The 22,490-nt window shown below is 68.2% G+C and carries 22 protein-coding genes; 9 read left to right on the top strand and 13 right to left on the bottom strand.

From position 1 onward, the window contains the following. Positions 1 to 2 precede the first annotated feature (2 nt). Both HAV18_RS29840 and HAV18_RS29835 read left to right on the top strand, forming a co-directional pair. Positions 3 to 947 carry a ketopantoate reductase family protein gene (locus HAV18_RS29840; protein ID WP_166963306.1) on the top strand — a complete coding sequence of 315 codons (945 nt, stop codon included), beginning with the start codon at positions 3 to 5 and terminating at the stop codon, positions 945 to 947. Positions 948 to 1,212: 265 nt separating this feature from the next. After that, on the top strand, positions 1,213 to 2,610 hold the full coding sequence (locus HAV18_RS29835) for an MFS transporter (RefSeq protein WP_166963304.1): 1,398 nt from the start codon (positions 1,213 to 1,215) through the stop codon (positions 2,608 to 2,610). A gap of 30 nt (positions 2,611 to 2,640) precedes the next feature. Here the strand turns inward: HAV18_RS29835 and kynA are convergent, their stop codons facing one another. From kynA to kynB, 3 genes are all read right to left on the bottom strand, one after another. After that, positions 2,641 to 3,573, bottom strand: coding sequence for a tryptophan 2,3-dioxygenase (gene kynA / locus HAV18_RS29830; protein WP_166963650.1), 933 nt, complete (start codon positions 3,571 to 3,573; stop codon positions 2,641 to 2,643). Positions 3,574 to 3,662: 89 nt separating this feature from the next. Continuing rightward, complete coding sequence (kynU, locus tag HAV18_RS29825) at positions 3,663 to 4,916, bottom strand: kynureninase (protein ID WP_208102180.1); 1,254 nt, start codon at positions 4,914 to 4,916, stop codon at positions 3,663 to 3,665. A 25-nt stretch (positions 4,917 to 4,941) separates the two neighbouring features. Next, positions 4,942 to 5,583, bottom strand: coding sequence for an arylformamidase (gene kynB / locus HAV18_RS29820; RefSeq protein ID WP_166963301.1), 642 nt, complete (start codon positions 5,581 to 5,583; stop codon positions 4,942 to 4,944). Positions 5,584 to 5,713: 130 nt separating this feature from the next. Here kynB and HAV18_RS29815 point away from each other — a divergent pair, with 130 nt between their 5' ends. Further along, positions 5,714 to 6,214 (top strand): Lrp/AsnC family transcriptional regulator, encoded by a 501-nt coding sequence (locus tag HAV18_RS29815; RefSeq protein WP_006477992.1) that lies wholly within the window; start codon positions 5,714 to 5,716, stop codon positions 6,212 to 6,214. On the opposite strand, the gene HAV18_RS29810 is transcribed toward HAV18_RS29815, so the two are convergent. The 3 genes from HAV18_RS29810 to HAV18_RS29800 form a co-directional block, all read right to left on the bottom strand. Beyond that, the gene (locus tag HAV18_RS29810) at positions 6,201 to 6,710 is read right to left on the bottom strand and encodes a flavin reductase family protein (protein WP_166963299.1); all 510 of its coding nucleotides are present in this window, start codon (positions 6,708 to 6,710) and stop codon (positions 6,201 to 6,203) included. The two genes, HAV18_RS29815 and HAV18_RS29810, sit on opposite strands and share 14 nt — an antisense overlap. A 327-nt stretch (positions 6,711 to 7,037) precedes the next feature. Beyond that, on the bottom strand, positions 7,038 to 7,703 hold the full coding sequence (locus HAV18_RS29805) for a hypothetical protein (protein ID WP_166963297.1): 666 nt from the start codon (positions 7,701 to 7,703) through the stop codon (positions 7,038 to 7,040). Further along, positions 7,700 to 9,106 carry a selenium-binding protein SBP56-related protein gene (locus HAV18_RS29800; RefSeq protein WP_166963295.1) on the bottom strand — a complete coding sequence of 469 codons (1,407 nt, stop codon included), beginning with the start codon at positions 9,104 to 9,106 and terminating at the stop codon, positions 7,700 to 7,702. Before HAV18_RS29800 ends, HAV18_RS29805 begins: the two co-directional genes overlap by 4 nt. A 582-nt stretch (positions 9,107 to 9,688) precedes the next feature. Between HAV18_RS29800 and msrA the strand changes: the two genes are divergently transcribed. Next, complete coding sequence (gene msrA, locus HAV18_RS29795) at positions 9,689 to 10,249, top strand: peptide-methionine (S)-S-oxide reductase MsrA (RefSeq protein WP_041492935.1); 561 nt, start codon at positions 9,689 to 9,691, stop codon at positions 10,247 to 10,249. A gap of 25 nt (positions 10,250 to 10,274) precedes the next feature. Here msrA and HAV18_RS29790 read toward each other — a convergent pair whose 3' ends face one another. The 3 genes from HAV18_RS29790 to pdxH all read right to left on the bottom strand — a co-directional run bounded on the left by HAV18_RS29790 (position 10,275) and on the right by pdxH (position 13,580). After that, the gene (locus HAV18_RS29790; RefSeq protein ID WP_166963293.1) at positions 10,275 to 11,570 is read right to left on the bottom strand and encodes a DUF72 domain-containing protein; all 1,296 of its coding nucleotides are present in this window, start codon (positions 11,568 to 11,570) and stop codon (positions 10,275 to 10,277) included. A gap of 23 nt (positions 11,571 to 11,593) precedes the next feature. Continuing rightward, positions 11,594 to 12,814 (bottom strand): cyclopropane-fatty-acyl-phospholipid synthase family protein, encoded by a 1,221-nt coding sequence (locus HAV18_RS29785; protein ID WP_166963291.1) that lies wholly within the window; start codon positions 12,812 to 12,814, stop codon positions 11,594 to 11,596. Between the two features lie 121 nt (positions 12,815 to 12,935). Continuing rightward, positions 12,936 to 13,580, bottom strand: coding sequence for a pyridoxamine 5'-phosphate oxidase (gene pdxH, locus HAV18_RS29780; protein WP_166963289.1), 645 nt, complete (start codon positions 13,578 to 13,580; stop codon positions 12,936 to 12,938). A gap of 128 nt (positions 13,581 to 13,708) precedes the next feature. Here pdxH and HAV18_RS29775 point away from each other — a divergent pair, with 128 nt between their 5' ends. Beyond that, positions 13,709 to 14,566, top strand: coding sequence for a ThiF family adenylyltransferase (locus tag HAV18_RS29775; protein WP_166963287.1), 858 nt, complete (start codon positions 13,709 to 13,711; stop codon positions 14,564 to 14,566). A gap of 105 nt (positions 14,567 to 14,671) precedes the next feature. On the opposite strand, the gene trxA is transcribed toward HAV18_RS29775, so the two are convergent. Both trxA and HAV18_RS29765 read right to left on the bottom strand, forming a co-directional pair. Continuing rightward, positions 14,672 to 15,520 carry a thioredoxin gene (trxA, locus tag HAV18_RS29770; protein WP_166963285.1) on the bottom strand — a complete coding sequence of 283 codons (849 nt, stop codon included), beginning with the start codon at positions 15,518 to 15,520 and terminating at the stop codon, positions 14,672 to 14,674. Between the two features lie 52 nt (positions 15,521 to 15,572). Further along, positions 15,573 to 16,454, bottom strand: coding sequence for a pirin family protein (locus HAV18_RS29765; protein ID WP_166963283.1), 882 nt, complete (start codon positions 16,452 to 16,454; stop codon positions 15,573 to 15,575). Between the two features lie 263 nt (positions 16,455 to 16,717). Between HAV18_RS29765 and HAV18_RS29760 the strand changes: the two genes are divergently transcribed. Next, complete coding sequence (locus tag HAV18_RS29760) at positions 16,718 to 17,596, top strand: EamA family transporter (protein ID WP_208102182.1); 879 nt, start codon at positions 16,718 to 16,720, stop codon at positions 17,594 to 17,596. 54 nt (positions 17,597 to 17,650) lie between these two features. Here the strand turns inward: HAV18_RS29760 and HAV18_RS29755 are convergent, their stop codons facing one another. Both HAV18_RS29755 and tsaE read right to left on the bottom strand, forming a co-directional pair. Continuing rightward, positions 17,651 to 19,183, bottom strand: a complete 1,533-nt coding sequence (locus tag HAV18_RS29755; RefSeq protein ID WP_166963279.1) for an N-acetylmuramoyl-L-alanine amidase — start codon at positions 19,181 to 19,183, stop codon at positions 17,651 to 17,653. Then, on the bottom strand, positions 19,165 to 19,716 hold the full coding sequence (gene tsaE / locus HAV18_RS29750; RefSeq protein ID WP_166963277.1) for a tRNA (adenosine(37)-N6)-threonylcarbamoyltransferase complex ATPase subunit type 1 TsaE: 552 nt from the start codon (positions 19,714 to 19,716) through the stop codon (positions 19,165 to 19,167). The genes HAV18_RS29755 and tsaE overlap by 19 nt, the downstream gene beginning before the upstream one ends. Before the next feature lie 17 nt (positions 19,717 to 19,733). Between tsaE and queG the strand changes: the two genes are divergently transcribed. The 3 genes from queG (at position 19,734) to xerD (ending at position 22,451) form a co-directional block, all read left to right on the top strand. Beyond that, the gene (gene queG / locus HAV18_RS29745; protein WP_166963266.1) at positions 19,734 to 20,969 is read left to right on the top strand and encodes a tRNA epoxyqueuosine(34) reductase QueG; all 1,236 of its coding nucleotides are present in this window, start codon (positions 19,734 to 19,736) and stop codon (positions 20,967 to 20,969) included. A 64-nt stretch (positions 20,970 to 21,033) separates the two neighbouring features. Continuing rightward, complete coding sequence (locus HAV18_RS29740) at positions 21,034 to 21,501, top strand: methylated-DNA--[protein]-cysteine S-methyltransferase (protein WP_166963264.1); 468 nt, start codon at positions 21,034 to 21,036, stop codon at positions 21,499 to 21,501. Then, complete coding sequence (gene xerD / locus HAV18_RS29735; protein WP_166963262.1) at positions 21,501 to 22,451, top strand: site-specific tyrosine recombinase XerD; 951 nt, start codon at positions 21,501 to 21,503, stop codon at positions 22,449 to 22,451. Before HAV18_RS29740 ends, xerD begins: the two co-directional genes overlap by 1 nt. The last annotated feature ends 39 nt before the right edge of the window (positions 22,452 to 22,490 follow it).

Raw genomic sequence — 22,490 nt, 5'->3', positions numbered from 1 at the left:
AGATGAGAATTGCGATTCTGGGCGCGGGCGCGATGGGCTCGCTGTTCGGCGCGCTGCTGGCCGAAAGCGGCGAGGCCGTCACGCTGATCGACGTGAACGACGCGCATCTCGATGCGATTCGCCGCGACGGGCTGCGCATCGACGACGATCGCGGTGAACGGCGCGTTCGTACGTTGCAGGCCGTGCGGCCGGAAGCCGCGAATGCGGATGCGGTCGCATCGGCCGATGCACCGTTCGACCTGCTGATCGTCTTCACGAAGTCGCTGCATACGCGCACCGCGCTCGACGGCGTGCGTGCGCTGCTGACGCCGCACACGCATGTGCTGACGCTGCAGAACGGACTCGGCAACGTCGAGACGCTGAGTGCGTTCGTGGCGCTCGAACGCATCCTGGTCGGCGTGACGACGTGGCCGGCCGACGCCGCGGGGCCCGCGCACGTGCGCTCGCACGGCGCGGGCACGATCCGCATGATGATGGCTGACGGCGTGGCACGCCCGTTCGCGACGGCCGTGGCCGATACGCTGTCGCGCGCAGGGCTCGCGTGCACGCTGGATGTCGACGTTTGGGCCGCGATCTGGGAGAAGGTCGCGTTCAACGCGGCGCTCAACACGCTGTGCGCGGCGACGGGCTGCACGGTCGACCAGCTCGGCAATCACCACGACGGGCCGCGGCTCGCGCTCGCGATCGCGGCCGAGGTGGCCGCCGTCGCCCGCGCGAAGGGGATCGCGGTAGACGGCGAACGCATCGCGCGCAACGTCGAGCATGCGATCCGCGAGCATCGCGGCCATCGCCCGTCGATGCTGCAGGATGTGCTCGCGGGCCGTCGCACGGAAATCGACGCGATCAGCGGCAAGGTCGTCGCGGCCGCGCGGGAAGCCGGTGTCGCGGTGCCGCATGCCGAGACGCTGCTCGCGCTCGTCCGGCTGATCGACGCACGGATCGACTGAGCATCAGGCCGGCGGCCGGCTTGCGCCGCACGACGAGACGGGTGCGTCGCGCGCAGGCGACGGCGCCGGATCGGGACGGGTTGGACGAGACACCGGGGCCGGCGCCGATGCGTTGACGCCGGCCGACTGCGCAGCACGAGATTCGGGCACGCGCCACCGCGCCAGCCCGGACAACCGGAGACACCATGAAAACCATCGAATGCCGTTGCCTTGCCGCGCGCCGCTCGCGCACGTTGCCGCCGACGTGCGGCACACGGGAGGCCGCATGAGCACGCGCGACGGATTGCAGCTGCCGCCGGTCGACATCGGCACGACCCTCGACGACGGGCCATTCACGGCGATGCAGCGTGGCGTGGTGCTGCTCGCCGCGCTCGCGATCGTGCTCGACGGCTTTGACGGCCAGTTGATTGGTTTCGCGATTCCGGTGCTGATCCGCGAATGGGGGATCACGCGCGGTGCATTCGCGCCAGCGGTGGCTGCCGGACTGATCGGGATGGGCATCGGCAGCGCGTGCGCGGGGATCGTCGCGGACCGCTTCGGTCGTCGCCAGGCCGTGATCGGCAGCGTGTTCCTGTTCGGCATCGCGACCTGCGCGATCGGTTTCGCACCGGACGTCACGGCGATCGCGGTGCTGCGTTTCTGTGCAGGGCTCGGGATCGGCGGTGCATTGCCGACCGCCACGACGATGACGGCCGAATACACGCCCGCGCGGCGCCGCACGATGATGGTGACCGCGACGATCGTCTGCGTGCCGCTCGGCGGGATGCTGGCCGGCCTGTTCGCGCACGAGGTGCTGCCGCGCTACGGCTGGCGCGGGCTGTTCTTCGCGGGCGGCGCGTTGCCGCTCGTGCTCGGCTTCGTGCTCGTGCGTGCGCTGCCCGAATCGCCGCGCTATCTTGTACGGCGCCCCGCGCGCTGGCCGGAACTTGGCGCGCTGCTCGCGCGGATGGAGCGGCCCGTTGCGCCGGGCACCGCATTTACCGACCTGAAGGACGCACGCGCGGCAGGCGGCCGCGGTGGCTTCGGCGCGCTGTTCGCGAGCGGTCAGGCGCGTGACACGATCGCGCTGTGGTGCGCCTTCTTCATGTGTCTGCTCGCCGTGTATGCGGCGTTCAGCTGGCTGCCGACGATGCTGGCCGCAAGCGGGCTGAGTGTGTCGGTCGCGGGTTCCGGGCTCACCGCGTACAACCTCGGCGGCGTGATCGGCGCGCTGCTGTGCGCGTGGGTGATCACGCATGCCGGGTCGCGCTGGCCGCTCGTGCTGTGCAGCATCGGCGGCGCGGCGAGTGCGGTGTGGCTGATGGGTGTCGATGCAAGCCGCCACACGGGCTGGCTGATCGTCGGGCTCGGCCTGCACGGGCTGTTCGTCAACGCGGTGCAGTCGACGATGTACGCGCTCTGTGCGTACATCTACCCGACCGCCGTGCGCGCAACGGGCACGGCAAGCGCGCTCGCGTTCGGCCGGCTCGGTGCGATCCTCAGTGCGTTCGCGGGCGCGATCGTGATCACCACGGGGGGCGCCACGGCCTATCTGACGATGCTGGCGATTGCGATGGGCGTTGTCTGCGTCGCGCTGCTCGTCGTGCGACGGCATATCCCGCGACTGTCACGAGCCGCGGTGCAGCCGCGCGAAGGGGAGGAACTGGCCCGCACGTCGTCGTGACGGCGGGCGGGCCCACGGGCGCGTGGCGCGTTACAGTGTGGTGCGCACGTGCCAGAGCTCGGGGAACAGCACGACGTCGAGCATCTTGCGCAGGTACGGCGCGCCGCTGGTGCCGCCCGTGCCCTGCTTGAAGCCGATGATGCGCTCGACGGTCGTCACGTGACGGAAGCGCCACTGGCGGAATGCATCCTCGAGATCGACGAGTTCCTCGGCCATCTCGTAGAGTTCCCAGTGCTGCTGCGGATGACGGTAGACCTCGAGCCACGCGGCCTCGACCGTTTCGTCGTGCTGCGTCGGTTGCGTCCAGTCGCGCTCGAGCCGCGCTTGCGCGATCGGGAAACCGCGCCGCGCGAGCAGGCGGACGACTTCGTCGTAGAACGACGGCGCTTCGAGCGTCGCGCGCACTTGTTCGAGGATGTCGGGCCGGTGCGCATGCGGCTGCAGCATCTGCACGTTCTTGTTGCCGAGCAGGAATTCGAGCTGGCGATACTGATACGACTGGAAGCCCGACGACTGCCCGAGATACGGGCGCATCGCCGAATACTCGGACGGCGTCATCGTCGATAGCACGTTCCACGCCTGCACGAGTTGCTCGAGGATCCGCGACACGCGCGCGAGCATCTTGAACGCGGGCGGCAGCGCGTCGGTGCGCACCGCGTCGAGCGCGCCGCGCAGCTCGAACAGCGCGAGCTTCATCCACAGCTCGCTCGTCTGATGCTGGATGATGAACAGCATCTCGTTGTGATCGGGCGACAGCGGATGCTGCGCATCGAGGATCGAATTCAGCGACAGGTAGTCGCCGTAGCTCATCGACTTCGAGAAATCGAGCTGCGCGTCGTGCCAGCCGGCTTCAGCGGCATCGCCGGGCACGTGCGGCGCTTCGTGCGCGGATTGTGCCGGTTGAGCGGCGCGTGCGCCCGAGAACGGGCAGCCCGCCGGCGCGTCGCCGCCGGGTGGCTGCATATGACCAGAATTCACGACTATCTCCAGATTTGAATGACTGGGCGCGGCGCGCAATCCGCGTGGTTGCGCGCCGCGCCGGGCAAGGCCGGTCAGGTCACCGCGCCGCGTTCGGCGAACTCGGGCGCCTTCCACGCGTCGGTGGCGAGGATGTCGCGCAGCGTCTCGACGGCATCCCACACGTCGGCGAAGCGCACATAAAGCGGCGTGAAGCCGAAGCGGAGCACGTACGGCTCGCGGTAGTCGCCGATCACGCCGCGCGCGATCAGCGCCTGCATCACCTCGTAGCCGTGCGGATGCTCGAAGCTCGCCTGCGAGCCGCGCTGGTGATGCGCGCGCGGCGTCACGAGCTTCAGCGACAGGCCCGCGCAACGCGCTTCGACGAGCGCGATGAACGCATCGGTCAGCGCGAGCGACTTGCGGCGGATCGCCTGCATGTCGGTTTGCAGGAACACGTCGAGCCCGCATTCGACCATCGACATCGACACGATCGGCTGCGTGCCGCACAGGAAGCGCGCGATGCCCGGATCGGGCGCGAAGCCCGGCTGCATCGCGAACGGTGCGCGGTGGCCCCACCAGCCGGACAGTGGCTGCGAGAAGTGCGCATGATGGCGCTGCGGCACCCACACGAATGCAGGCGAACCGGGGCCGCCGTTCAGGTACTTGTACGTGCAGCCGACCGCGCCGTCCGCGCGCGCGCCGTTCAGGTCGACCGGCACCGCGCCGGCCGAGTGCGCGAGATCCCACAGCATCAGCGCGCCCGCGTCGTGCACGAGCTGCGTGACGGCCGGCATGTCGTGCATGTAGCCGGTGCGGTAGTTCACGTGCGTGATCATCGCGACGGCCGTGTCTGCGCCGAGCGCGCCGGGCAGGTCGGCCGGGTCGTCGATCAGGCGCAGTTCGTAGTCGCCGCCGAGCTGCTCGATCAGCCCCTGCGCGATATACAGGTCGGTCGGGAAGTTCGAGCGTTCCGACACGATCACGCGGCGCTCGGGCGCGCGCTCGGCCTGGTGGCGCACCATCGCCGACAGCAGCTTGAACAGGTTGATCGAGATGGTATCGGTGACGACCGTTTCGCCGGGTGCGCCACCAATCAGCGTCGCGAGCTTGTCGCCGAGACGGCGCGGCAGCGCGAACCAGCCGGCCGTGTTCCAGCTGCGGATCAGGCCTTCGCCCCATTCGGCGGCGATCACCTGCTGCGCGCGGGCGGCCGACGCGCGCGGCTGTGCGCCGAGCGAGTTGCCGTCGAGGTAGATCACGCCGTCGGGCAGGGAGAACTGGTCGCGCAGCGGGGCGAGCGGATCGTCGCGGTCGAGCGCGAGTGCGTCTTCACGGGTCTTGATCATGATGTGGGGTTGTCGGTCGGGGTAATCAGGAGGCACGCGTGGGCAGCGCGCGCAGCACCGCGCGCACGGGGCTCGCGTCGAGCGTCGCGAACTTCAGCGGCAGTGCAATCAGTTCGTAGTCGCCGGGCGGCACGTCGTCGAGCACGATGCCTTCGAGGATTGCCATCCGGTGCGCGCGCACGCGGTGATGCGCATCCATCGTCTTCGATTCCTGCGGGTCGAGCGACGGCGTATCGATGCCGATCAGCTTCACACCGTGCGCGGCGAGCAGGTCGACGGTCTCGGGCGCGACCGCGCAGAAGCCGCTGTCCCATTGCTCGACGCTGGCGCGCGCATACGTGCGCAGCAGCACGCGTGGCGGCACGCCGTCGAGCGCGCCGGCGACATCGGCCGGTTGCACGACCGGCGATGCGCCGATGCAATGGATCACGCGGCACGGGCCGAGGTAGGTATCGAGCGGTACGGCGCCGATCGGCGCGCCGTCGGCGTCGTAGTGCAGCGGCGCGTCGCAGTGCGCGCCGGTGTGCGGCGACAGCGTCAGGCGTGCGACGTTGACCGGCGAACCGGCCTCCATCCGCCACACGCGTTCGACGGAAACCGGCGTATCGCCCGGCCACACGGGGGTGGCGGGGCTGACGGGCGGCGAGATGTCCCAGAGGGTGTCCATGGCATGACGATTCGGTGAGTCGATGCTTCGAATGATAGGTGGACGCTCGCAGAAAGTGCTTGCGAAATAAACATGGACAATCCGCCGGATTGGCAGATAATTCGACTCAGAGGGAAAACGGGGACCATAAATGCACGCGATCACGCTCGATGCCACCGACTGCCGGATTCTGGCGGTACTGCAGGAAGAGGGCAGAATCAGCAATCTCGACCTGGCGGAACGGATTTCGCTTTCGCCATCCGCCTGCCTGCGCCGCATGCGCCTGCTCGAGGAGCAGGGCGTGATCGAGCACTATCGCGCGTGCCTGAGCCGCGAAAAGCTCGGCTTCGAGCTCGAGGCGTTCGTGCAGGTATCGATGCGCAACGAAGAAAATCAATGGCACGAGCGCTTCGCGGAAGCGCTGCGCGAATGGCCGGAGGTGGTCGGCGCGTTCGTCGTGACGGGCGAGAGCCACTATCTGCTGCGCGTGCTCGCGCACAACCTCAAGCACTATTCGGATTTCGTGCTGAACCGGCTCTACAAGGCGCCCGGGGTGATGGACATCCGTTCGAACATCGTGCTGCAGACGCTGAAGGACGAAGCCGGCGCGCCGGTCGGGCTGGCGCGCACGGGGGCGATCAAAGCGGTGTAAGGCCGTGGAAGCCGCCGCCGTGGAACACGAGCGGCGGCGTCGTGTCCGAGGCGGCGCGCACGCCGCAGCGTTCGACTTCGCCGACGAAGATCACGTGGTCGCCTTCGTCATAGCGGCTGCGGTTGTGGCATTCGAACCATGCGAGCGCGCCGTCGAGCACGGGCATCCCGGAGTTGCCGGCCGCATGCGCGATCCCTTCGAAGCGGTCGCCCTTGTAGGTCGAGAAGCGCTTGCACAGGTCGAGCTGCGATGCCGCGAGTACGTTCACCACATAGTGGCTGTTGCCGCGGAACACGGGCGTCGACGCCGATTTGTGCGCGAGGCTCCACAACACGAGCGGTGGATCGAGCGATACCGAGTTGAACGAGCTGGCGGTGATGCCGATCAGCTGCCCGGACGGCGCACGCGTCGTGATCACCGTCACGCCCGTTGCGAACTGGCCGAGTGCTTGCCGGAAGGCGGCCGCGTCGAAATCAGGGGGATTGGCCTGGCTCATCGGGCAGCCATCCGGCACGAGACGGGCGGGCGCGGCGCGACGCGAGCATGACGGGCGCGGCGGACGAAAGGCGACAGGGCGGTCGAGTGGGAAGTGGTGCGCATCGCTCGATTTTAGCGGAATCGGGGCCGTCGGGCCCGGCCGGACGGTGCATTGCGGGGATAGGGTGACGTAGCGAACACTGCGGCGCGCGGCCGGGTTTGCGATGGGGCGCGAGTCGGGGAGCCCGTTCTGTCGCGGTTTCAGCGGGTTCGGTCACCTGCCGCTTCTCCGATCTATCAAACCGCGAAACCGCGAAACCGCCAAACCAAGCCACCGACTCCGTCGCTATCGCGCCGCCGCAAACCCCAGTGACAGCGCGCCCGTCACGATCAGGCTCGACGCCCACACCGCATCGAGATTGAACCAGCTCCGCGACACGAACTTCAGCCCGAGATAGCGGTACACGAGCCACGCGAGCCCGCCGCCGGCGCCGATCATCGCGATCGCATGTACGGCCGCGACGACGAGCGCCATCCCGAGATGCGCATCGACGAGCGCGGCCGCCGCCCGGTGGCCGGCGTCCTGGTCGAACCCGCAGAGCCCGAGGTAGATCGGCACGAGCATCAGTCCCGCGCCATGTGCGATCGCGACCGCGAACGACCACAGGCCGAGCCGCGCGGGCGGGATCCGCGCGAGCGCACGCGGATGCCGGCGCCGGATCAGCAGCACGGCGCCGAAGCCGATTACGAGCGCGCTCGCGCCGATCCGGATCGCCGACTGCCAGGCGAGCATTGCGGCGAGCAACCCGAACGGCAACATCACCGCGAAGACCGCGAGCGCGTGGCCGAGCGCGAGATAGCCGAGCGCCGCGACGAGCGCGCCGCCGCGGCGCGTCATCAGCGCGTTCGACACCGCGAGCGGCCAGCCCATCGCGGGGTTGAGCCCGTGATACACCCCGCTCACGAGCACGGCCGCCCACAGCGCGAACTGGGCGTGAAGGCCGGCGTTCAACGCTTGACCGACGGATAGCAGAACGAGTCGGTCGAGCAGTCGCCGCCTTCGAGCCGGATCTGGTGCGCGCGATAGCCGTCGGGGAACTCGACCCAGTAGTCGTTGGCGAGCTTCAGCCCGCCTTCCGGCCCCACATGCGCGAGCACCTGCGCGCCCGGCACGCCATCCGGATAAAACTGGTCGTCCCACGTCGAATAGAGCGAGTTGGTCCAGTACACGCGCCGGCCGTCGCGGCTGATCTCGACCATCTGCGGGCCGCCTGCGAATGCGCGGCCGTTCGAGTGCGGTGCACGGCGCGCGATGCCGCCGATGCGGACCGACCCCGCGAGCACCGGGTTGTGCGGGTCCGATACGTCGTACTGGCGCATCTCGCCGGTGCCCCAGCACGACACGTAGAGGAAGCGGTCGTCGAGCGACAGGTCGATGTCGGTCACGAGCGGCGGCACGGCGCCGAACGATTTCAGCAGCGGCGGCAGTTCGTCGGCCGCGGCCGGCTCGGCCGGGATCGTCGCCGTTTTCTTCACATGGAACTTGCCGCCTTCGCGCCACCAGGTCCAGATCGAGCCCTCGAGATTCGTCGTGTCGACCACGACCCCGACGAACCCGTATTCGCGCGCCGGGTCGTGCGCGGGCCGCACCTCGAGCGCCATCTGGTGCTGCGCGCCGAGATCGATCGTCTGCACGTTGCGCCGCGCGCGCAGGTCCCAGAAATGCAGCCGGTGCCCGTATTTGTTCGCGAGCAGGTCCTCGGGCACGATCCCGTTCTCGAATTGCGGTGGCAGCGCCCATTCGCTCGACACCATGTAGTCGCGCGGCAGGTTCCACCAGAAGTCGTAATGCTTGTCCTGTGGGCCGCGGTCGATCTCCCAGCGGCCGAGCACGTCGAAGGTTTCGCAATCCATGATGAAGATGCCGGGCGCACCGTCGGTGCCGTCCTTGCCCGCGCCGCCGAGCGTGCTCACGTAGATGCCCTCGGGCCCGCAGTGAACGGTATGCGGCCGCGAATAGCCGGTCTTCGCGAAGATCTCGTCGGGTTCGATGATCTTGTGGATGCGCGCCTGCGTCGGATGCGGTTTCGTGTCGATCACGTAGATGCGCGACGAGCGCAGGCCGGGGATGATCAGGAAGCGGCGTTCGAGGAACGCGTGCCCGGTCAGCGGCGACAACGACGACGAACAGGCATTCCAGCCGAAGTGGTGAAACTCGTCGCCGGTGTTCGGCATCGTCACCGTATGCACGATTTTTCCGTAGGTAAGCGAGCCGGGCTTCACGTCGATCACGGCGAGCGCGTCGGGTCTGGAAAAATCGGGGCTCAGCAACAACGTATAGGCAAACTCCTCCGCCGGCGCCTGCATCGCAAGCTCGGGCGAAGCGTGAAACGTCGGGTCTGGCCGCATGCTCATGGTGATGCCCTCTCGATGGTGTCGGATCATGGACGCACGGCCGTTCGTTGCGGGCGTGCGGGTCGGGGTTGCCGCACGGCGCGCATCACGCCGGCGGGAGCGATCGGCAGGCGGATGCACGCGTCGGCGACACGTGCGGCGCCGTGCATCAGATCGTGGAAGCGAATAAAGGCGGTGTACCGGATCGCCGCACGCGGGGTGAGACGGATGCACGACAAGGTGGTGGAGCAGTCGAAGCGGCGGCCCGCGACGCGGCGACGGCCGGGCGGGCGATGTGGGTGATTTCTGTTAAGGCATGCATATCGATGTTCCGGCAGATGATGTTTGCATCAGGGGCGGGCACGCATCGGGCGCCTTGCGCGGGACGACGGGTTGGCCGTCGTATTTGCGCGTGCCTAAGTGTAGACGAGAAAAGGGCGTGCCGGTCGCGTGCGGCACCTGTCCGAACGGCCAGGTTCGCACGCGAGTGAGATACTTGTCGGCGTGCCGCTGCGCCGCGCACCACGCGCGGGCAGCGGCGAGGCGTAACGACGGCGCCGGCACATGCGTGCCGGTTGCCGACATCAACGAGGGACTGATTTCATGGTGAACGAGATGCTTGAAACCGCGACATTGGGAGGCGGGTGTTTCTGGTGCACGGAGGCGGTGTTTCTCGACGTCGACGGCGTGACGGCCGTCCAGTCGGGCTACGCGGGCGGCCATACGCGCAATCCCGGCTATCGCGACATCTGCGAAGGCGACACGGGCCATGCGGAAGTCGTCAACGTGACGTTCGATCCGGCGCGCATCGGCTATCGCGAGATCCTCGAGATCTTCTTCGCGACGCACGATCCGACCCAGTTGAACCGGCAGGGCAACGACGTCGGCACGCAGTACCGGTCGGTCGTGTTCACGCATTCGGATGCGCAGCGCGACACGGCGCTCGACGTGATCCGCGAGCTGGAACGCGAGCAGGTGTTCGGCCAGCCGATCGTCACGCAGGTCGTGCCGCTCGACGGCAACTACTGGCCGGCCGAGGATTATCACCAGAACTATTACGCGCGTAACCCGGGGCAGGGCTACTGCTCGGTCGTGATCGGGCCGAAGCTCGCGAAATTCCGGCAGAAGTTCTCGCACCGGCTGAAGTCGCTGCGCGGCGCGTAAGCGCGCGAACGGCGGGAACCGCGCGTCAGGCTGCCTCGTTGCGCCACTGCGCGCACGCGGCGGCGATCTCGCGCGCGAGCGCGATGCACGACAGCGGCGCGGAGCCTTCCGCCTTGTTGTTGATCGTGATGATCACCGGCTGCCCGGCCAGCGCATAGCGCGCGGCCAGTTCGGCGAGCGCCGAGCGTGTGGCCGGATCTTCGTCGACGAGCTTGTCGAACGGCTCGTATTTCGCTTTCGCCTGTTCGTACTTGAAGCCGCCGTGCAGGCTCCAGCGCACGATCAGCGGGCCCGGCGCGTCGCCGTCGAGCAGCGCGAGCGCGGCCGCCTGGCGCAGCGGGTCGGGCATCCGCGCGTGCAGGCCGACGCAGTAGCGCACGCCGAGCGCGGCGAGTGCGCGGATGAAGCGCGGCGTGAGCAGGCTCGCGTCGCGAATCTCGATCGCATAGCGGGTGCCGTCGGCTTCCGGCGGCAGCGGCGGCAGCGCCGCGAAGAACGCGGCGAGCCGGTCGATCAGCGCGGCCGGCCGGGCGAGCAGCGAGTCGGGCAGCGGCGAGAACTGGAACACGAGCACGCCGGCTTTCCGGCCGAGCCCTTCGAGGCACGGCTGCACGAATTCGCGGGTGGCGAGCTGCGCGTCGAGGAAGGTCGGGTTCGGCCCCGACGGCTCGCCGCGCCGGCCGCGGATGACCGCGTCGGTCACCGATGCCGGTGCCTTCACGACGAAGCGGAAATCGTCGGGCACCTGCTGCGCGTAGCGCAGGTAGTCGGCAACCGACAGCGGGCCGTAGAACGACCGGTCGAGGCTCACGCTCCTCAACAGCGGATGCGCGCCGTATGCTTCGAGCCCTTCGCGCGACAGCTTGGTCTGCGCGAAATCGCCGTCGTAGACGATGCCGTCCCAGCCGGGGAAGTACCACGACGACGTGCCGAGCCGAACGTTCGGCGGCAGGCCGGCCGCTGCGTCGGCCACATCCGGCGCGATCGGCGCGGGCAGCACGCCGCGTCGGCGCCGGCCTTTCTTCGGCGGCGAGGCTGGCGGGGACGGTTCGTCCCACAGCAGGCCGGAAGCGGCAGGCGGTGTTTCGTCGGAGGAAGGGGCGCTGGTGCGGCTGCGCGGTGCCGGCTGCGCGTCGTCAGGCGCGTCCGGTTTCACGTGTTCATCGGTGTTGGCGGGCAGGCCATCGTCCTTCGGCGACGCGCGTGCAGCATCGGCCGGCACGCCGAACAGGTCGAATTGCCCGTCGGCGTGCGGCGCGTGCTCATCATCGTGCTGCTGTCGTTCGGGCGGCGCCTTGCGCCGCGTCCTGCCGTCACCCATGCATGCCCAGCGTGAAGCGCCGCCTAGCGCGGCAGCGCGTGTTCGTACATATAGCGCCGCGACCACGGCAGCGTTTTCGCGCTGCGCCCGGCCTTGCGGCACACGATCTGGAAGATCGACACGTCGTCGTGCTCGAACGCATACGCGCAGCCGGCGAGATACACGCGCCAGATGCGAAATTTCTCGTCGTCGACGAGTTGTCGCGCGGCTTCCGCCTTCGCCTCGAAGTTTTCCGTCCAGATGTCGAGCGTGCGCGCATAGTGCCGTCGCAGGCTTTCGACGTCAATCGCTTCCAGTCCGCCGCGCTGCGCGGCTTCCAGCGCGAGGCTGATGTGCGGCAGCTCGCCGTCCGGGAACACGTAGCGATCGATGAACTCGCCGCCGCCGAGCGCCGTCTCGCCGCTTTCCGCATCGGTCGACGTGATCCCGTGGTTCATCGCGATGCCGTCGTCGGCAAGCAGGTCGTGGACCCGCGAGAAATAGAGCGGCAGGTTTTTGCGCCCGACGTGCTCGAACATCCCGACACTCGTGATGCGGTCGAACTGGCCGTCGATCTCGCGGTAGTCCTGGAGCCGGATCTCGATCCTGTCCTCCAGCCCGGCGGCCTTCACGCGCGCGGTCGCGAGGTCGAACTGGTTTTGCGACAGCGTGACGCCCAGGCACTGCGCGCCGAACTTCTGCGCGGCGCGCAGCACGAGTGCCCCCCAGCCGCAGCCGATGTCGAGCAGGCGCTGGCCGGGCTGCAACTGGATCTTCGTCAGGATGTGGTCGATCTTCTTGATCTGCGCGGTGGCAAGATCCTCGTCGCCGTTCTCGAAGTAGGCGCACGAGTACACCATGTTCTCGTCGAGCCACAGCTTGTAGAACTCGTTCGAGACGTCGTAGTGATACTGGATCGCCTTCCTGTCGGTGTTCTTCGTGTGGCTGAAGTAGCGCTTCACGCGCGCGAGCTTGCTCGCGCTCGTCACCGTGCTGCGCGCGAGCGAGTAGCCGATGTTGATGATGTCCGACACCTTGCCCTCGATGTCGATCTTGCCTTTCACGTACGCCTCGCCGAGATTGTCGAGGCTCGGTTCGAGCAAGAGCGGCAATGCCGACGCGCTGTTCACCTTCAGCGTGACCTGCGGCGCGCTGAAGGTGCCGAAATCGAGTTGATCGCCGTTCCACAGCACGAGGCGCGCCGGTATGTTCGCTTTCGCCCGTACTTCGTCCGCCCACTGTGCCAGCTTCTTTTCCCAGAACATTTGGATTCTCCGTTTGTTCGTTGAATCGAATACAGCCAAGTATCTTGACCGGCGCCCGTCGCTTGCGAGGCGGGCGCCCGGATGCAACACGAGACACGACCGGCATGCGCCGGCGCCGCGCTTACGGCGACAGGCGCGAGATCGACCAGCCCGGCGACGTGTCGACGTCGCGCGTATAGAGCAGGCGGTCGTGCAGCCGCGACGGGCGGCCCTGCCAGAACTCGATCGAGTCGGGCACGAGACGGTAGCCGCCCCAGTGGGGCGGGCGCGGCGGGTTGTCGCCGTAGCGTTCGCTGACGGCCTTTTCCTGCGCTTCAAGTGTTGCGCGGCTGTCGATCACGGCGCTCTGATCGGACGCCCATGCACCGATGCGCGAGCCGAGCGGGCGCGACGCGAAGTAGCGGTCGCTTTCCTCGGCGCTGGTTTTCTCGATCCGGCCTTCGATGCGCACCTGGCGCTCGAGCTCGATCCAGTAGAACAGCAGCGCTGCCTGCGGATGCACGGCGAGATCGTGCCCCTTGCGGCTTTCGTAATTGGTGAAGAAGACGAACCCGCGTTCGTCGACGCCCTTGATCAGCACGATGCGTGCCGACGGCCGGCCGTCGTCGCCGACGGTCGCGAGCGTCATCGTGTTCGGCTCGGGCAGCTTGGCGGCGAGCGCCTCCTTGAACCAGCGATCGAACTGGGCGAAGGGGTCGTGGGCGACATCGGCTTCGTCGAGCGAAGCACGTGAGTAATTGATGCGGAGATCGGCGAGAGTCGTCATGTTATGCAAACGCTTCAATCTGGAACCATTGTAGCCAACGCGTGAGAAACGTGCGTGCACAGTGGCGCGTGCGAGCGGGGAGTTCAGGCAAAATAGAGGGCTGCACGACTTACGATTTCCTTGCTGCCATGTCTGCCGCCGACACTGCCCCGCCCAGTTCCTCTGATCTTACCCCGACCCCGGAAATCCAGCTTGACGTGGATCGAGCGCGGCGTTTCGGCGGCGTCGCGCGGCTGTACGGCGCGCCGGCCGCCGCCGCGTTCGAGCGCGCGCACGTTGCGGTGATCGGGATCGGCGGCGTCGGGTCGTGGGTGGCCGAGGCGCTCGCGCGCAACGCGGTCGGCACGCTGACGCTGATCGATCTCGATAACGTCGCGGAAAGCAATACGAACCGGCAGATCCACGCGCTCGACGGCAATTACGGCAAGCCGAAGGTCGACGCGATGGCCGAGCGGATCGCGCTGATCGATCCCGCGTGCCGCGTGAACCGGATCGAGGATTTCGTCGAGCCCGACAATTTCGACGCACTGCTCGGCGGCGGTTTCGACTACGTGATCGACGCGATCGACAGCGTGCGCACGAAGGTCGCGCTGATCGCGTGGTGCGTCGCGAAGCGTCAGCCGCTCGTCGTGGTCGGCGGCGCGGGCGGCCAGCTCGACCCGACGCGCATCCGGATCGACGATCTCGCGCTGACGATCCAGGATCCGCTGCTGTCGAAGGTGCGCGCGCAGTTACGCAAGCAGCACGGCTTTCCGCGCGGGCCGAAGGCGCGTTTCAAGGTCAGCGCCGTGTATTCGGACGAGCCGCTGATCTATCCGGAAGCCGCCGCTTGCGACCTCGAGGACGGCGCCGAGCCGTCCGCGGCCGCGCACGTCGCGGGGCTCAACTGTGCAGGATTCGGTTCGAGCGTGTGCGTGACCGCGAGTTTCGGCTTCGCGGCCGCCGCGCATGCGCTGCGCGCGATCGCGGCGCAAGCCGCCGGCTGAGGCCGCGACGCGCGGGCGTCGACGCGATGTTGCGGCGCGTGATGTGCGTCACATGCCGTGCGGGGCTGCCCGCAGCCGGGCCGTTGCGGCCCGGCCGGTCGACCATCAGTTGAGCGCCATGCTCAGCCTGCGCCGCCACCCGGCGACGAGGTCCGGCCGATCGCCGGCCAGCTCGAACACCGAGATCATCGTGCGGCGGCCGAGATCGTCGCCGTACGTGCGGTCGCGCGTGACGATTTCCAGCAACTGCTCCAGTGCACCTTCATACGCCCGCCGCGCAATCAGGCTCTGCGCGAGATCGAAACGCGCGTCGAGATCGGCCGGGTTGGCAGCGATGCGTGCTTCGAGCGCGTCGGTCGGCGGCAGGTCGGCCGTGGCCTCGAGTGCGTCGAAACGGGTCTTGATCGCCTGGAAGCGCGGGTCGCCAGCTTGCACGATCTGCGGCGACAGGCGTTCGGTTTCGGCGCGCGCCGCGTCGACCTGGTTGCTCGCGAGCAGCAGTTCGATCAGGTCGAGGCGTGCGTCGTCGAAGCCGGGGTTCAGTGCGAGCGCCGCCTCGAGGTGCGTGAGCGCGTCGTCGTAGCGCTCTTCAGCCATCGCGTACTGCGCGGCACGCCGCTCGGCTTCCTCGGGGGCCGGCAGCAGCCGGTCGAGAAAGGCGCGCAGCTGGCCTTCGGGCAGCACGCCGACGAACTGGTCGACGGGGCGCCCGTCGGCGAACGCGATCACGTGCGGGATGCTGCGGGTCTGGAAGTGCGCGGCGAGCTCCTGGTTCTCGTCCACGTTGACCTTCACGAGCTTCCAGCGGCCTTCGTAGTCGCCTTCGAGCTTTTCCAGCAGCGGGCCGAGCGTCTTGCAGGGGCCGCACCACGGCGCCCAGAAGTCGACCAGCACGGGTGCGTCCAGCGACGCCTCGATGACGTCTTTCTCGAATGTGGCAAGCGTGGTGTCCATGTCGTTCTCTTCCGTTCGAATGTCGTCAGGATGGGGGCGGTGTGCCCCTTTTTCAACGCGGCTTCGACTCGGGCAGCGGAATCCACTCGGTCTCGCCCGGCACCTTGCCCATTTCCTGGCGCGTCCATGCCGCTTTCGCGCGCTCGATCGCTTCGCGGCTGCTCGCGACGAAATTCCATTCGATGAAGCGCTCGCCGTCGATCTTGTCGCCGCCGAGCAGCATCGCGCGCGCGCCGCTGCCGCTCGTCAGCGTGACTGCGGCACCGGGCGCGAGCACGGCCATCTGCTCGGCCGGCACCGGCGTGCCGTCGATCGCGAGCTCGCCGTCGACCACGTAGACCGCGCGCTCCTCGTGAGACGCGTCGAGTTCGAGACGGCCGCCGGCCGCGAATTCGGCCGCGACATACAGCGTGCGCGAGAACGTCGTGACCGGCGAGCGCAGCCCGAACGCATCGCCGGCGATCACCGTCAGCGACACGCCGTCTTCGTTGCGCTTCGGCAGCGTGTCGGCTGCATGGTGCTCGAACGACGGCTCGGTCGTCTCGTGCGTGCGCGGCAGCGCGACCCAGGTCTGGATCCCGTGCACGGTGTGGCCGTTTTCGCGCTGCGCATCGGGCGTGCGTTCGGAGTGGACGATCCCGCGGCCGGCCGTCATCCAGTTCACGTCGCCCGGCACGATCTCCTGCCGCGATCCGAGGCTGTCGCGGTGCAGGATCGCGCCGTCGAACAGGTAGGTGACGGTGGCGAGGCCGATATGCGGATGCGGGCGCACGTCGAGCCCCGTGCCGGGCGGCAGCGTGGCGGGCCCCATGTGATCGAAGAAGATGAACGGGCCGACGAGGCGTGCGGCGAGTGCGGGCAGCGTGCGGCGCACCTGCAGGTTGCCGATGTCGCGCACGTGCGGTTTTAGCAGGGCTTTGATCGGAGCGGTCATGGCTGTTCCTGTGGGGCGGCGGGGGCGATGCCGGTCATTGTACTGGCCGTCCGCCGCCGATTCCATTCGCGCCGCGCGGGTATCGGGCCGGGTGCCGAAACCCGGTAGACTGACCGGCTTCCCGAGAAAACGCCGGGCCGCCGCGGGTTTTCCGCCCTGCAGGACGTCCCCTTTGGGGGATCACCACCTCGGAAGCCTGACGCGAAGCGACGGGGCTCGAGAACACCTTCCACAACAATTCGACAATCGAGGAGACGCCGATGATGGCCCCGAAGGACTTGCTGCTTGCGCTGGTCGTGATCCTGGCGTGGGGCGTGAACTTCGTCGTGATCAAGGTCGGCCTGCACGGCATGCCGCCGATGCTGCTCGGCGCGCTGCGCTTCACGCTCGCGGCCGTGCCCGCGGTGTTCTTCGTGCGCCGGCCGCAAATTCCGTGGCGCCTGCTGGTGCTGTATGGCGCGACGATCCAGCTCGGCCAGTTCGTGTTCCTGTTCACCGGCATGTACGTCGGCATGCCGGCCGGCCTCGCGTCGCTCGTGCTGCAGTCGCAGGCATTCTTCACGCTCGTGTTCGCGATGCTGTTCCTCGGCGAGCGGCTGCGCATGCAGAACCTGTTCGGGCTCGCGATCGCCGCGGGCGGGCTCGTCGTGATCGCGGCGCAGGGCGGCCGCGCGATGACGCTCGCGGGCTTCCTGTTGACGATCTGCTCGGCGGCGATGTGGGCGTTCGGCAACATCGTCACGAAGAAGGTCGGCCGTGCGAACCTCGTGTCGCTCGTGGTGTGGGCAAGCCTCGTGCCGCCCGTGCCGTTCTTCCTGCTGTCGCTGTGGTTCGAAGGGCCGCAGCGGATCGCGGCCGCGCTCGCCGGGCTGAACGGTGCGTCGATCTTCGCGGTCGTCTATCTCGCGTTCGTCGCGACGCTGCTCGGCTACGGGCTGTGGAGCCGCCTGCTGTCGCGCTATCCGGCCGCGCAGGTCGCGCAGTTCTCGTTGCTGGTGCCGATCGTCGGCCTGGCTTCCTCGGCGCTGCTGCTCGACGAGCATCTGACGCGCACGCAGCTGATCGGCACGGCGCTCGTGATGGGCGGGCTCGCGGTGAACGTGTTCGGCGGGAAACTGATGCGCCGCTTCGCGGCATCGTGACGCGCCGGCACGCACTGCGTGCCGGCGGCGGGGTGGGGTGGCCGGGTACGGCCGTCAGGCCATCCGGTTCTTCGCGAGCGGCGGATTCGCGGAGAAATAGCGCTTGATGCCGCGGAAGATCGCGTCGGCCATCTGGTCGCGATAGCTGTCGTCGTTCAGCCGGCTCTCTTCTTCCGGGTTGCTGATGAACGCGGTCTCGACGAGGATCGATGGAATGTCGGGCGCCTTCAGCACCGCGAACCCGGCCTGCTCGACCGAGCCCTTGTGCAGCTTGTTGATGCCGCCGACTTCCTTCAGCACGTAGTTGCCGTAGCGCAGCGAATCGCGGATCTGTGCGGTCGTCGACATGTCGAACAGCGCGCGGTTCACGGCCGCGTCCGCCGTCTTGATGTTGATGCCGCCGATCAGGTCGGACGAGTTCTCCTTGTTCGCCATCCAGCGCGCCGCGGCGCTCGTCGCGCCGTGATCGGACAGCGCGAACACGGAAGAGCCGCGCGCTGACGGCGTCGTGAACGCGTCCGCGTGGATCGACACGAAGAGATCTGCGCCCACGCGGCGCGCTTTCTGCACGCGCACATTCAGCGGCACGAAGAAGTCGGCGTCGCGCGTCATCATCGCGCGCATGTTCGGCGCGCCGTCGATCTTCGCGCGCAGCTTCTTCGCGATGTCGAGCGCGATGTGCTTCTCGTACGTGCCGCCGCCGCCGATCGCGCCCGGATCCTCGCCGCCGTGGCCCGGATCGATCGCCACCGTCAGCAGGCGCACGGTGCCGCCCTTGCCGGATTTCGGTGCGGTGAACTTGTAGGTGTCGCCGTCGTCGTCGCTGTCGTCGCGGCGCGCGATGACGGGCGGCGGCTTGACAGCCGGCTTCGCGGGTGTCGAAGGCGTGCCGGCGGCGGGCGGCGTGTGCGGCGCGGCCGGCGTGTTCTGTGCGAATCGCTGGAAGAACGCGTCGCTGCCGTCGCCCGCGGCGGGCGGCGGCAGGGGCGTGCCCGGCCCGTTCAGCGCGGTCGGCGGCTGCATCTGCTGCGCGCGCGCGGTATCGTTGAGCGCCTGCTCCTTGCGTTCCGTCTGCGCGATCAGGTCGGTCAGCGGATCGGGCGCGACGGCCGGATACAGGTCGAACACGAGCCGGTACTTGTAGGTGCCGACCGGAGGCAGCGTGAACACCTGCGGCTTCACCGAACCTTTCAGGTCGAACACCATCCGCACGACGTGCGGCTGATATTGGCCGACGCGCACCGACTGGATCTGCGGGTCGTTCGGCGCGATCTTCGACACGAGGTCGCGCAGCGCCTGGTCGAGATCGAGGCCGCTCAGGTCGACGACGAGGCGGTCGGGACCCTGCAGCAGCTGTTGAGTATTCTGCAGCGGCTGGTCGGATTCGATCGTGACGCGCGTGTAATCGCGTGCGGGCCACACGCGCACGCCGAGCACCGACGACGCGTGCGCGAGACGCGGCGCGACGAGACCGAGCACCAGCGTCGACGCGCCCGCGCACAGGATCTGGCGACGCCGCCAGTTGTGCGTCGCGGTGGCCGCCGATTCGATCGAGCGGAACGGTTTGATCAACATCTTTCGAGACATGCCTTTCCTGAAGCGCTGTACGCCCGAACGGTGAGGGCGCGGCCGTCGCCATCCACGTCGAGCGAGAAAACCAGATCGGGTACGCCGAGCAGCGTGCCCGCCTGTTGTGGCCATTCGACGAGGCAGATCGCGCTGGAATTGAAATATTCGCGAAAGCCTGCATCGGACCATTCGGCCGGATCGTTGAAACGATACAGATCGAAGTGATAGACCTCGAGTTCCCCATCGTCGCGTTCGAGCGCGTACGGCTCGACGAGCGTATAGGTCGGGCTGCGCACGCGCCCTGTGTGGCCGAGGCCGCGCAGGATCGCGCGCACGAGGGATGTCTTGCCCGCGCCGAGATCGCCGACCAGCTGGATCTGCAGCCCGTCGAACGCATGCGCGCGGGCGAGATCGACGCGCGCTGCGTCGAGCGCGTGCGCGAAGCGGGTGCCGAAGGCCTCGGTCGCCGCTTCGTCGGCGAGCGCGATCACGCGCTCCGCGAACGGGGCAGGCAGCGTGATGGCATGAGGCGTATGGGACGTGGCTGGCATTCTCGTAAAATAGTGCGATGAACCGATTACCGGAACTCGCCGCATCCGACAGGCCTTCGACTCGTGCCGAAGGCGCGGCACCGTGCGCGCTCGACGATGCGGCGTTGACTGCGCTCGCCGCGCGCATCAGGGCGTGGGGGCGCGAATTGGGTTTCGGGGCGATCGGCATCAGCGATACCGATCTCTCGGATGCCGAAGCAGGCCTCGCCGCCTGGCTGGAAGCCGGCTACCACGGCGAAATGGATTATATGGCGAAACATGGGATGAAACGCGCGCGTCCGGCCGAACTTGTGGCCGGTACGCGACGCGTGATCTCCGCGCGGCTCGCCTATCTGCCGGCCGAAACGCTCGCCGCCGGCGCGCCCGACGATGAGCCGGGCGCGCTCGCGCCGCACGACTGGCGCGCGCGCGAACGCGCCCGGCTCGACGATCCGCAGGCGGCCGTCGTGTCCATCTATGCACGCGGCCGCGACTATCACAAGGTGCTGCGCAACCGGCTGCAGACGCTCGCCGAGCGAATCGAGCAAGAGATCGGCGCGTTCGGTTACCGCGTGTTCACCGATTCGGCGCCCGTGCTCGAGGTCGAGCTCGCGCAGAAGGCCGGCGTCGGCTGGCGCGGCAAGCACACGCTGCTGCTGCAGCGCGATGCGGGTTCGCTGTTCTTCCTCGGCGAGATCTACGTCGACGTTCCGTTGCCGACCGACGCGCACACGTCGCCGGACACCGCGCCCGAGACGCCCGGTGCGCATTGCGGCAGCTGTACGCGCTGCATCGACGCGTGCCCGACCGGCGCGATCGTCGAGCCGTACCGCGTCGACGCGCGCCGCTGCATCTCGTACCTGACGATCGAACTGAAAGGCAGCATCCCCGAGCCGCTGCGGCCGATGATCGGCAATCGCGTGTACGGCTGCGACGATTGCCAGCTCGTGTGCCCGTGGAACAAGTTCGCGCAGGCCGCGCCCGTTGCCGATTTCGACGTGCGGCACGGCCTCGACCGCGCGACGCTGGTCGAGCTGTTTGCGTGGGATGCGGACACGTTCGATACGCGGATGCAGGGCAGTGCGATCCGGCGCATCGGCTACGAAAGCTGGTTGCGCAATCTCGCGGTCGGGCTCGGCAATGCGCTGCGCGCGGGTGAGGGCCGGCTCGCGCCGCAGGCGCGCGACGCGATCGTCGCCGCGTTGCGCGCGCGGGCCGACGATCCGTCGCCGGTCGTGCGCGAGCATGTCGAATGGGCGCTGCGTGCCGCGTGAAGGCGGCGTACAGTGTCGTCGGCGCGCGGTGGTGCCGCGCGCATCCGTCGGTCAGGAGAGGGCCATGTTCAATGCAGTCATCGACGCACCGTTCGGCAAGGTCGGCGTCCGCACGGATGCCGCGGTGGTGCGCGAGATCGTCTATCTGCCCGAATCGGTGAAGTCGATCGATCCGGATTCGCCGCTCGCGAAGCGCGCGGTCAAGCAGATCGAACGTTATTTCGAGCGCGCGTCGGCGCGCTTCGACCTGCCGCTCGCCGAAGTCGGCAGCGCGTTCCAGCACCGCGTGTGGGACGTGATCAGCGATATCCCGCCTGGCACGGTGCTGACCTACGGGCAGGTTGCGAAACGGATCGGCAGCGCGCCGCGCGCGGTCGGTCAGGCGTGCGGCGCGAACTATTTTCCGCTCGTGATCCCGTGCCATCGCGTCGTCGCGGCGGGCGGCCTCGGCGGCTTCGCGAACCACGACGACAACGGTTATTACCAGAAAGTGAAGCGCTGGCTGCTGGCGCACGAGGGCGTGCCGTACTGATGAGTGAATCGCTGATTTCCCCCGAAGCCGACGGCGATGCCGCCGCGGCGTCACCCGCGCTGCTCGCGAGCCGCGCATCGATCGACGTGTTTTGCGATGCGCTGTGGCTCGAGCACGGGCTCGCACGCAACACGCTCGATGCTTACCGGCGCGATCTGGTGCTGTTTTCCCAATGGCTGGCCGAGACGCACGACACGTCGCTCGATTCGGTCGACGAAGCGATGGTGACGGGCTATATCGCCGCGCGCAGCGACGGCAAGGCGACGTCGTCGAACCGGCGGCTGTCCGTGTTCCGGCGCTATTACGGCTGGGCCGTGCGTGAACATCGCGCGAGCGCCGACCCGACGCTGCGGATCACGTCCGCGAAACAGGCCGCCCGGTTTCCGTCGACGTTGTCGGAGGCGCAGGTCGAGGCGCTGCTCGGCGCGCCCGACATCGGCACGCCGCTCGGCCTGCGCGATCGCACGATGCTCGAGCTGATGTATGCGAGCGGGTTGCGCGTGAGCGAACTCGTGACGCTGAAGACCGTCGAGGTGGGGCTCAACGAGGGCGTCGTGCGCGTGATGGGCAAGGGCTCGAAGGAACGGCTAGTGCCGTTCGGCGAAGTCGCGCACGGCTGGATCGAGCGCTATCTGCGCGATGCGCGGCCGGCGCTGCTCGGCGCGCGCGCGGCCGACGCGCTGTTCGTGACCGCACGCGGCGACGGGATGACGCGCCAGCAGTTCTGGAACATCATCAAGCGTCACGCGCAGCACGCGGACGTACGCGCACACCTGTCGCCGCACACGCTGCGGCACGCGTTCGCGACGCACTTGCTGAATCACGGCGCCGACCTGCGCGTCGTGCAATTGCTGCTCGGTCACAGCGACATCTCGACCACGCAGATCTATACGCACGTCGCGCGCGAGCGGTTGAAGACGCTGCACGCCCAACACCATCCGCGCGGTTAGCGCACACTTCGCTGCACAGGCTCCGGCGGGCGCACCGGC

This window comes from Burkholderia sp. D-99, assembly GCF_011605345.1.
Lineage (GTDB): Bacteria > Pseudomonadota > Gammaproteobacteria > Burkholderiales > Burkholderiaceae > Burkholderia.
The sequence above is the reverse complement of the archived record's forward strand: the minus strand, read 5'-3'. Positions and strand labels throughout refer to the sequence as shown.

Bases quoted from the DNA above. Each gene is read 5' to 3' on its own strand.
- HAV18_RS29740 (WP_166963264.1), top strand. From the start codon at position 21,034: ATGTTCAATGCAGTCATCGACGCACCGTTCGGCAAGGTCGGCGTCCGC.
- HAV18_RS29840 (WP_166963306.1), top strand. From the start codon at position 3: ATGAGAATTGCGATTCTGGGCGCGGGCGCGATGGGCTCGCTGTTCGGC.
- HAV18_RS29800 (WP_166963295.1), bottom strand. From the start codon at position 9,106: ATGAGCATGCGGCCAGACCCGACGTTTCACGCTTCGCCCGAGCTTGCG.
- kynU (WP_208102180.1), bottom strand. From the start codon at position 4,916: ATGATCAAGACCCGTGAAGACGCACTCGCGCTCGACCGCGACGATCCG.
- trxA (WP_166963285.1), bottom strand. From the start codon at position 15,520: ATGGACACCACGCTTGCCACATTCGAGAAAGACGTCATCGAGGCGTCG.
- xerD (WP_166963262.1), top strand. From the start codon at position 21,501: ATGAGTGAATCGCTGATTTCCCCCGAAGCCGACGGCGATGCCGCCGCG.
- msrA (WP_041492935.1), top strand. From the start codon at position 9,689: ATGGTGAACGAGATGCTTGAAACCGCGACATTGGGAGGCGGGTGTTTC.
- HAV18_RS29810 (WP_166963299.1), bottom strand. From the start codon at position 6,710: ATGAGCCAGGCCAATCCCCCTGATTTCGACGCGGCCGCCTTCCGGCAA.
- HAV18_RS29785 (WP_166963291.1), bottom strand. From the start codon at position 12,814: ATGTTCTGGGAAAAGAAGCTGGCACAGTGGGCGGACGAAGTACGGGCG.
- HAV18_RS29760 (WP_208102182.1), top strand. From the start codon at position 16,718: ATGGCCCCGAAGGACTTGCTGCTTGCGCTGGTCGTGATCCTGGCGTGG.
- queG (WP_166963266.1), top strand. From the start codon at position 19,734: ATGAACCGATTACCGGAACTCGCCGCATCCGACAGGCCTTCGACTCGT.
- kynB (WP_166963301.1), bottom strand. From the start codon at position 5,583: ATGGACACCCTCTGGGACATCTCGCCGCCCGTCAGCCCCGCCACCCCC.
- tsaE (WP_166963277.1), bottom strand. From the start codon at position 19,716: ATGCCAGCCACGTCCCATACGCCTCATGCCATCACGCTGCCTGCCCCG.
- HAV18_RS29815 (WP_006477992.1), top strand. From the start codon at position 5,714: ATGCACGCGATCACGCTCGATGCCACCGACTGCCGGATTCTGGCGGTA.
- HAV18_RS29775 (WP_166963287.1), top strand. From the start codon at position 13,709: ATGTCTGCCGCCGACACTGCCCCGCCCAGTTCCTCTGATCTTACCCCG.
- HAV18_RS29765 (WP_166963283.1), bottom strand. From the start codon at position 16,454: ATGACCGCTCCGATCAAAGCCCTGCTAAAACCGCACGTGCGCGACATC.
- HAV18_RS29835 (WP_166963304.1), top strand. From the start codon at position 1,213: ATGAGCACGCGCGACGGATTGCAGCTGCCGCCGGTCGACATCGGCACG.
- pdxH (WP_166963289.1), bottom strand. From the start codon at position 13,580: ATGACGACTCTCGCCGATCTCCGCATCAATTACTCACGTGCTTCGCTC.
- kynA (WP_166963650.1), bottom strand. From the start codon at position 3,573: ATGCAGCCACCCGGCGGCGACGCGCCGGCGGGCTGCCCGTTCTCGGGC.
- HAV18_RS29790 (WP_166963293.1), bottom strand. From the start codon at position 11,570: ATGGGTGACGGCAGGACGCGGCGCAAGGCGCCGCCCGAACGACAGCAG.
- HAV18_RS29755 (WP_166963279.1), bottom strand. From the start codon at position 19,183: ATGTCTCGAAAGATGTTGATCAAACCGTTCCGCTCGATCGAATCGGCG.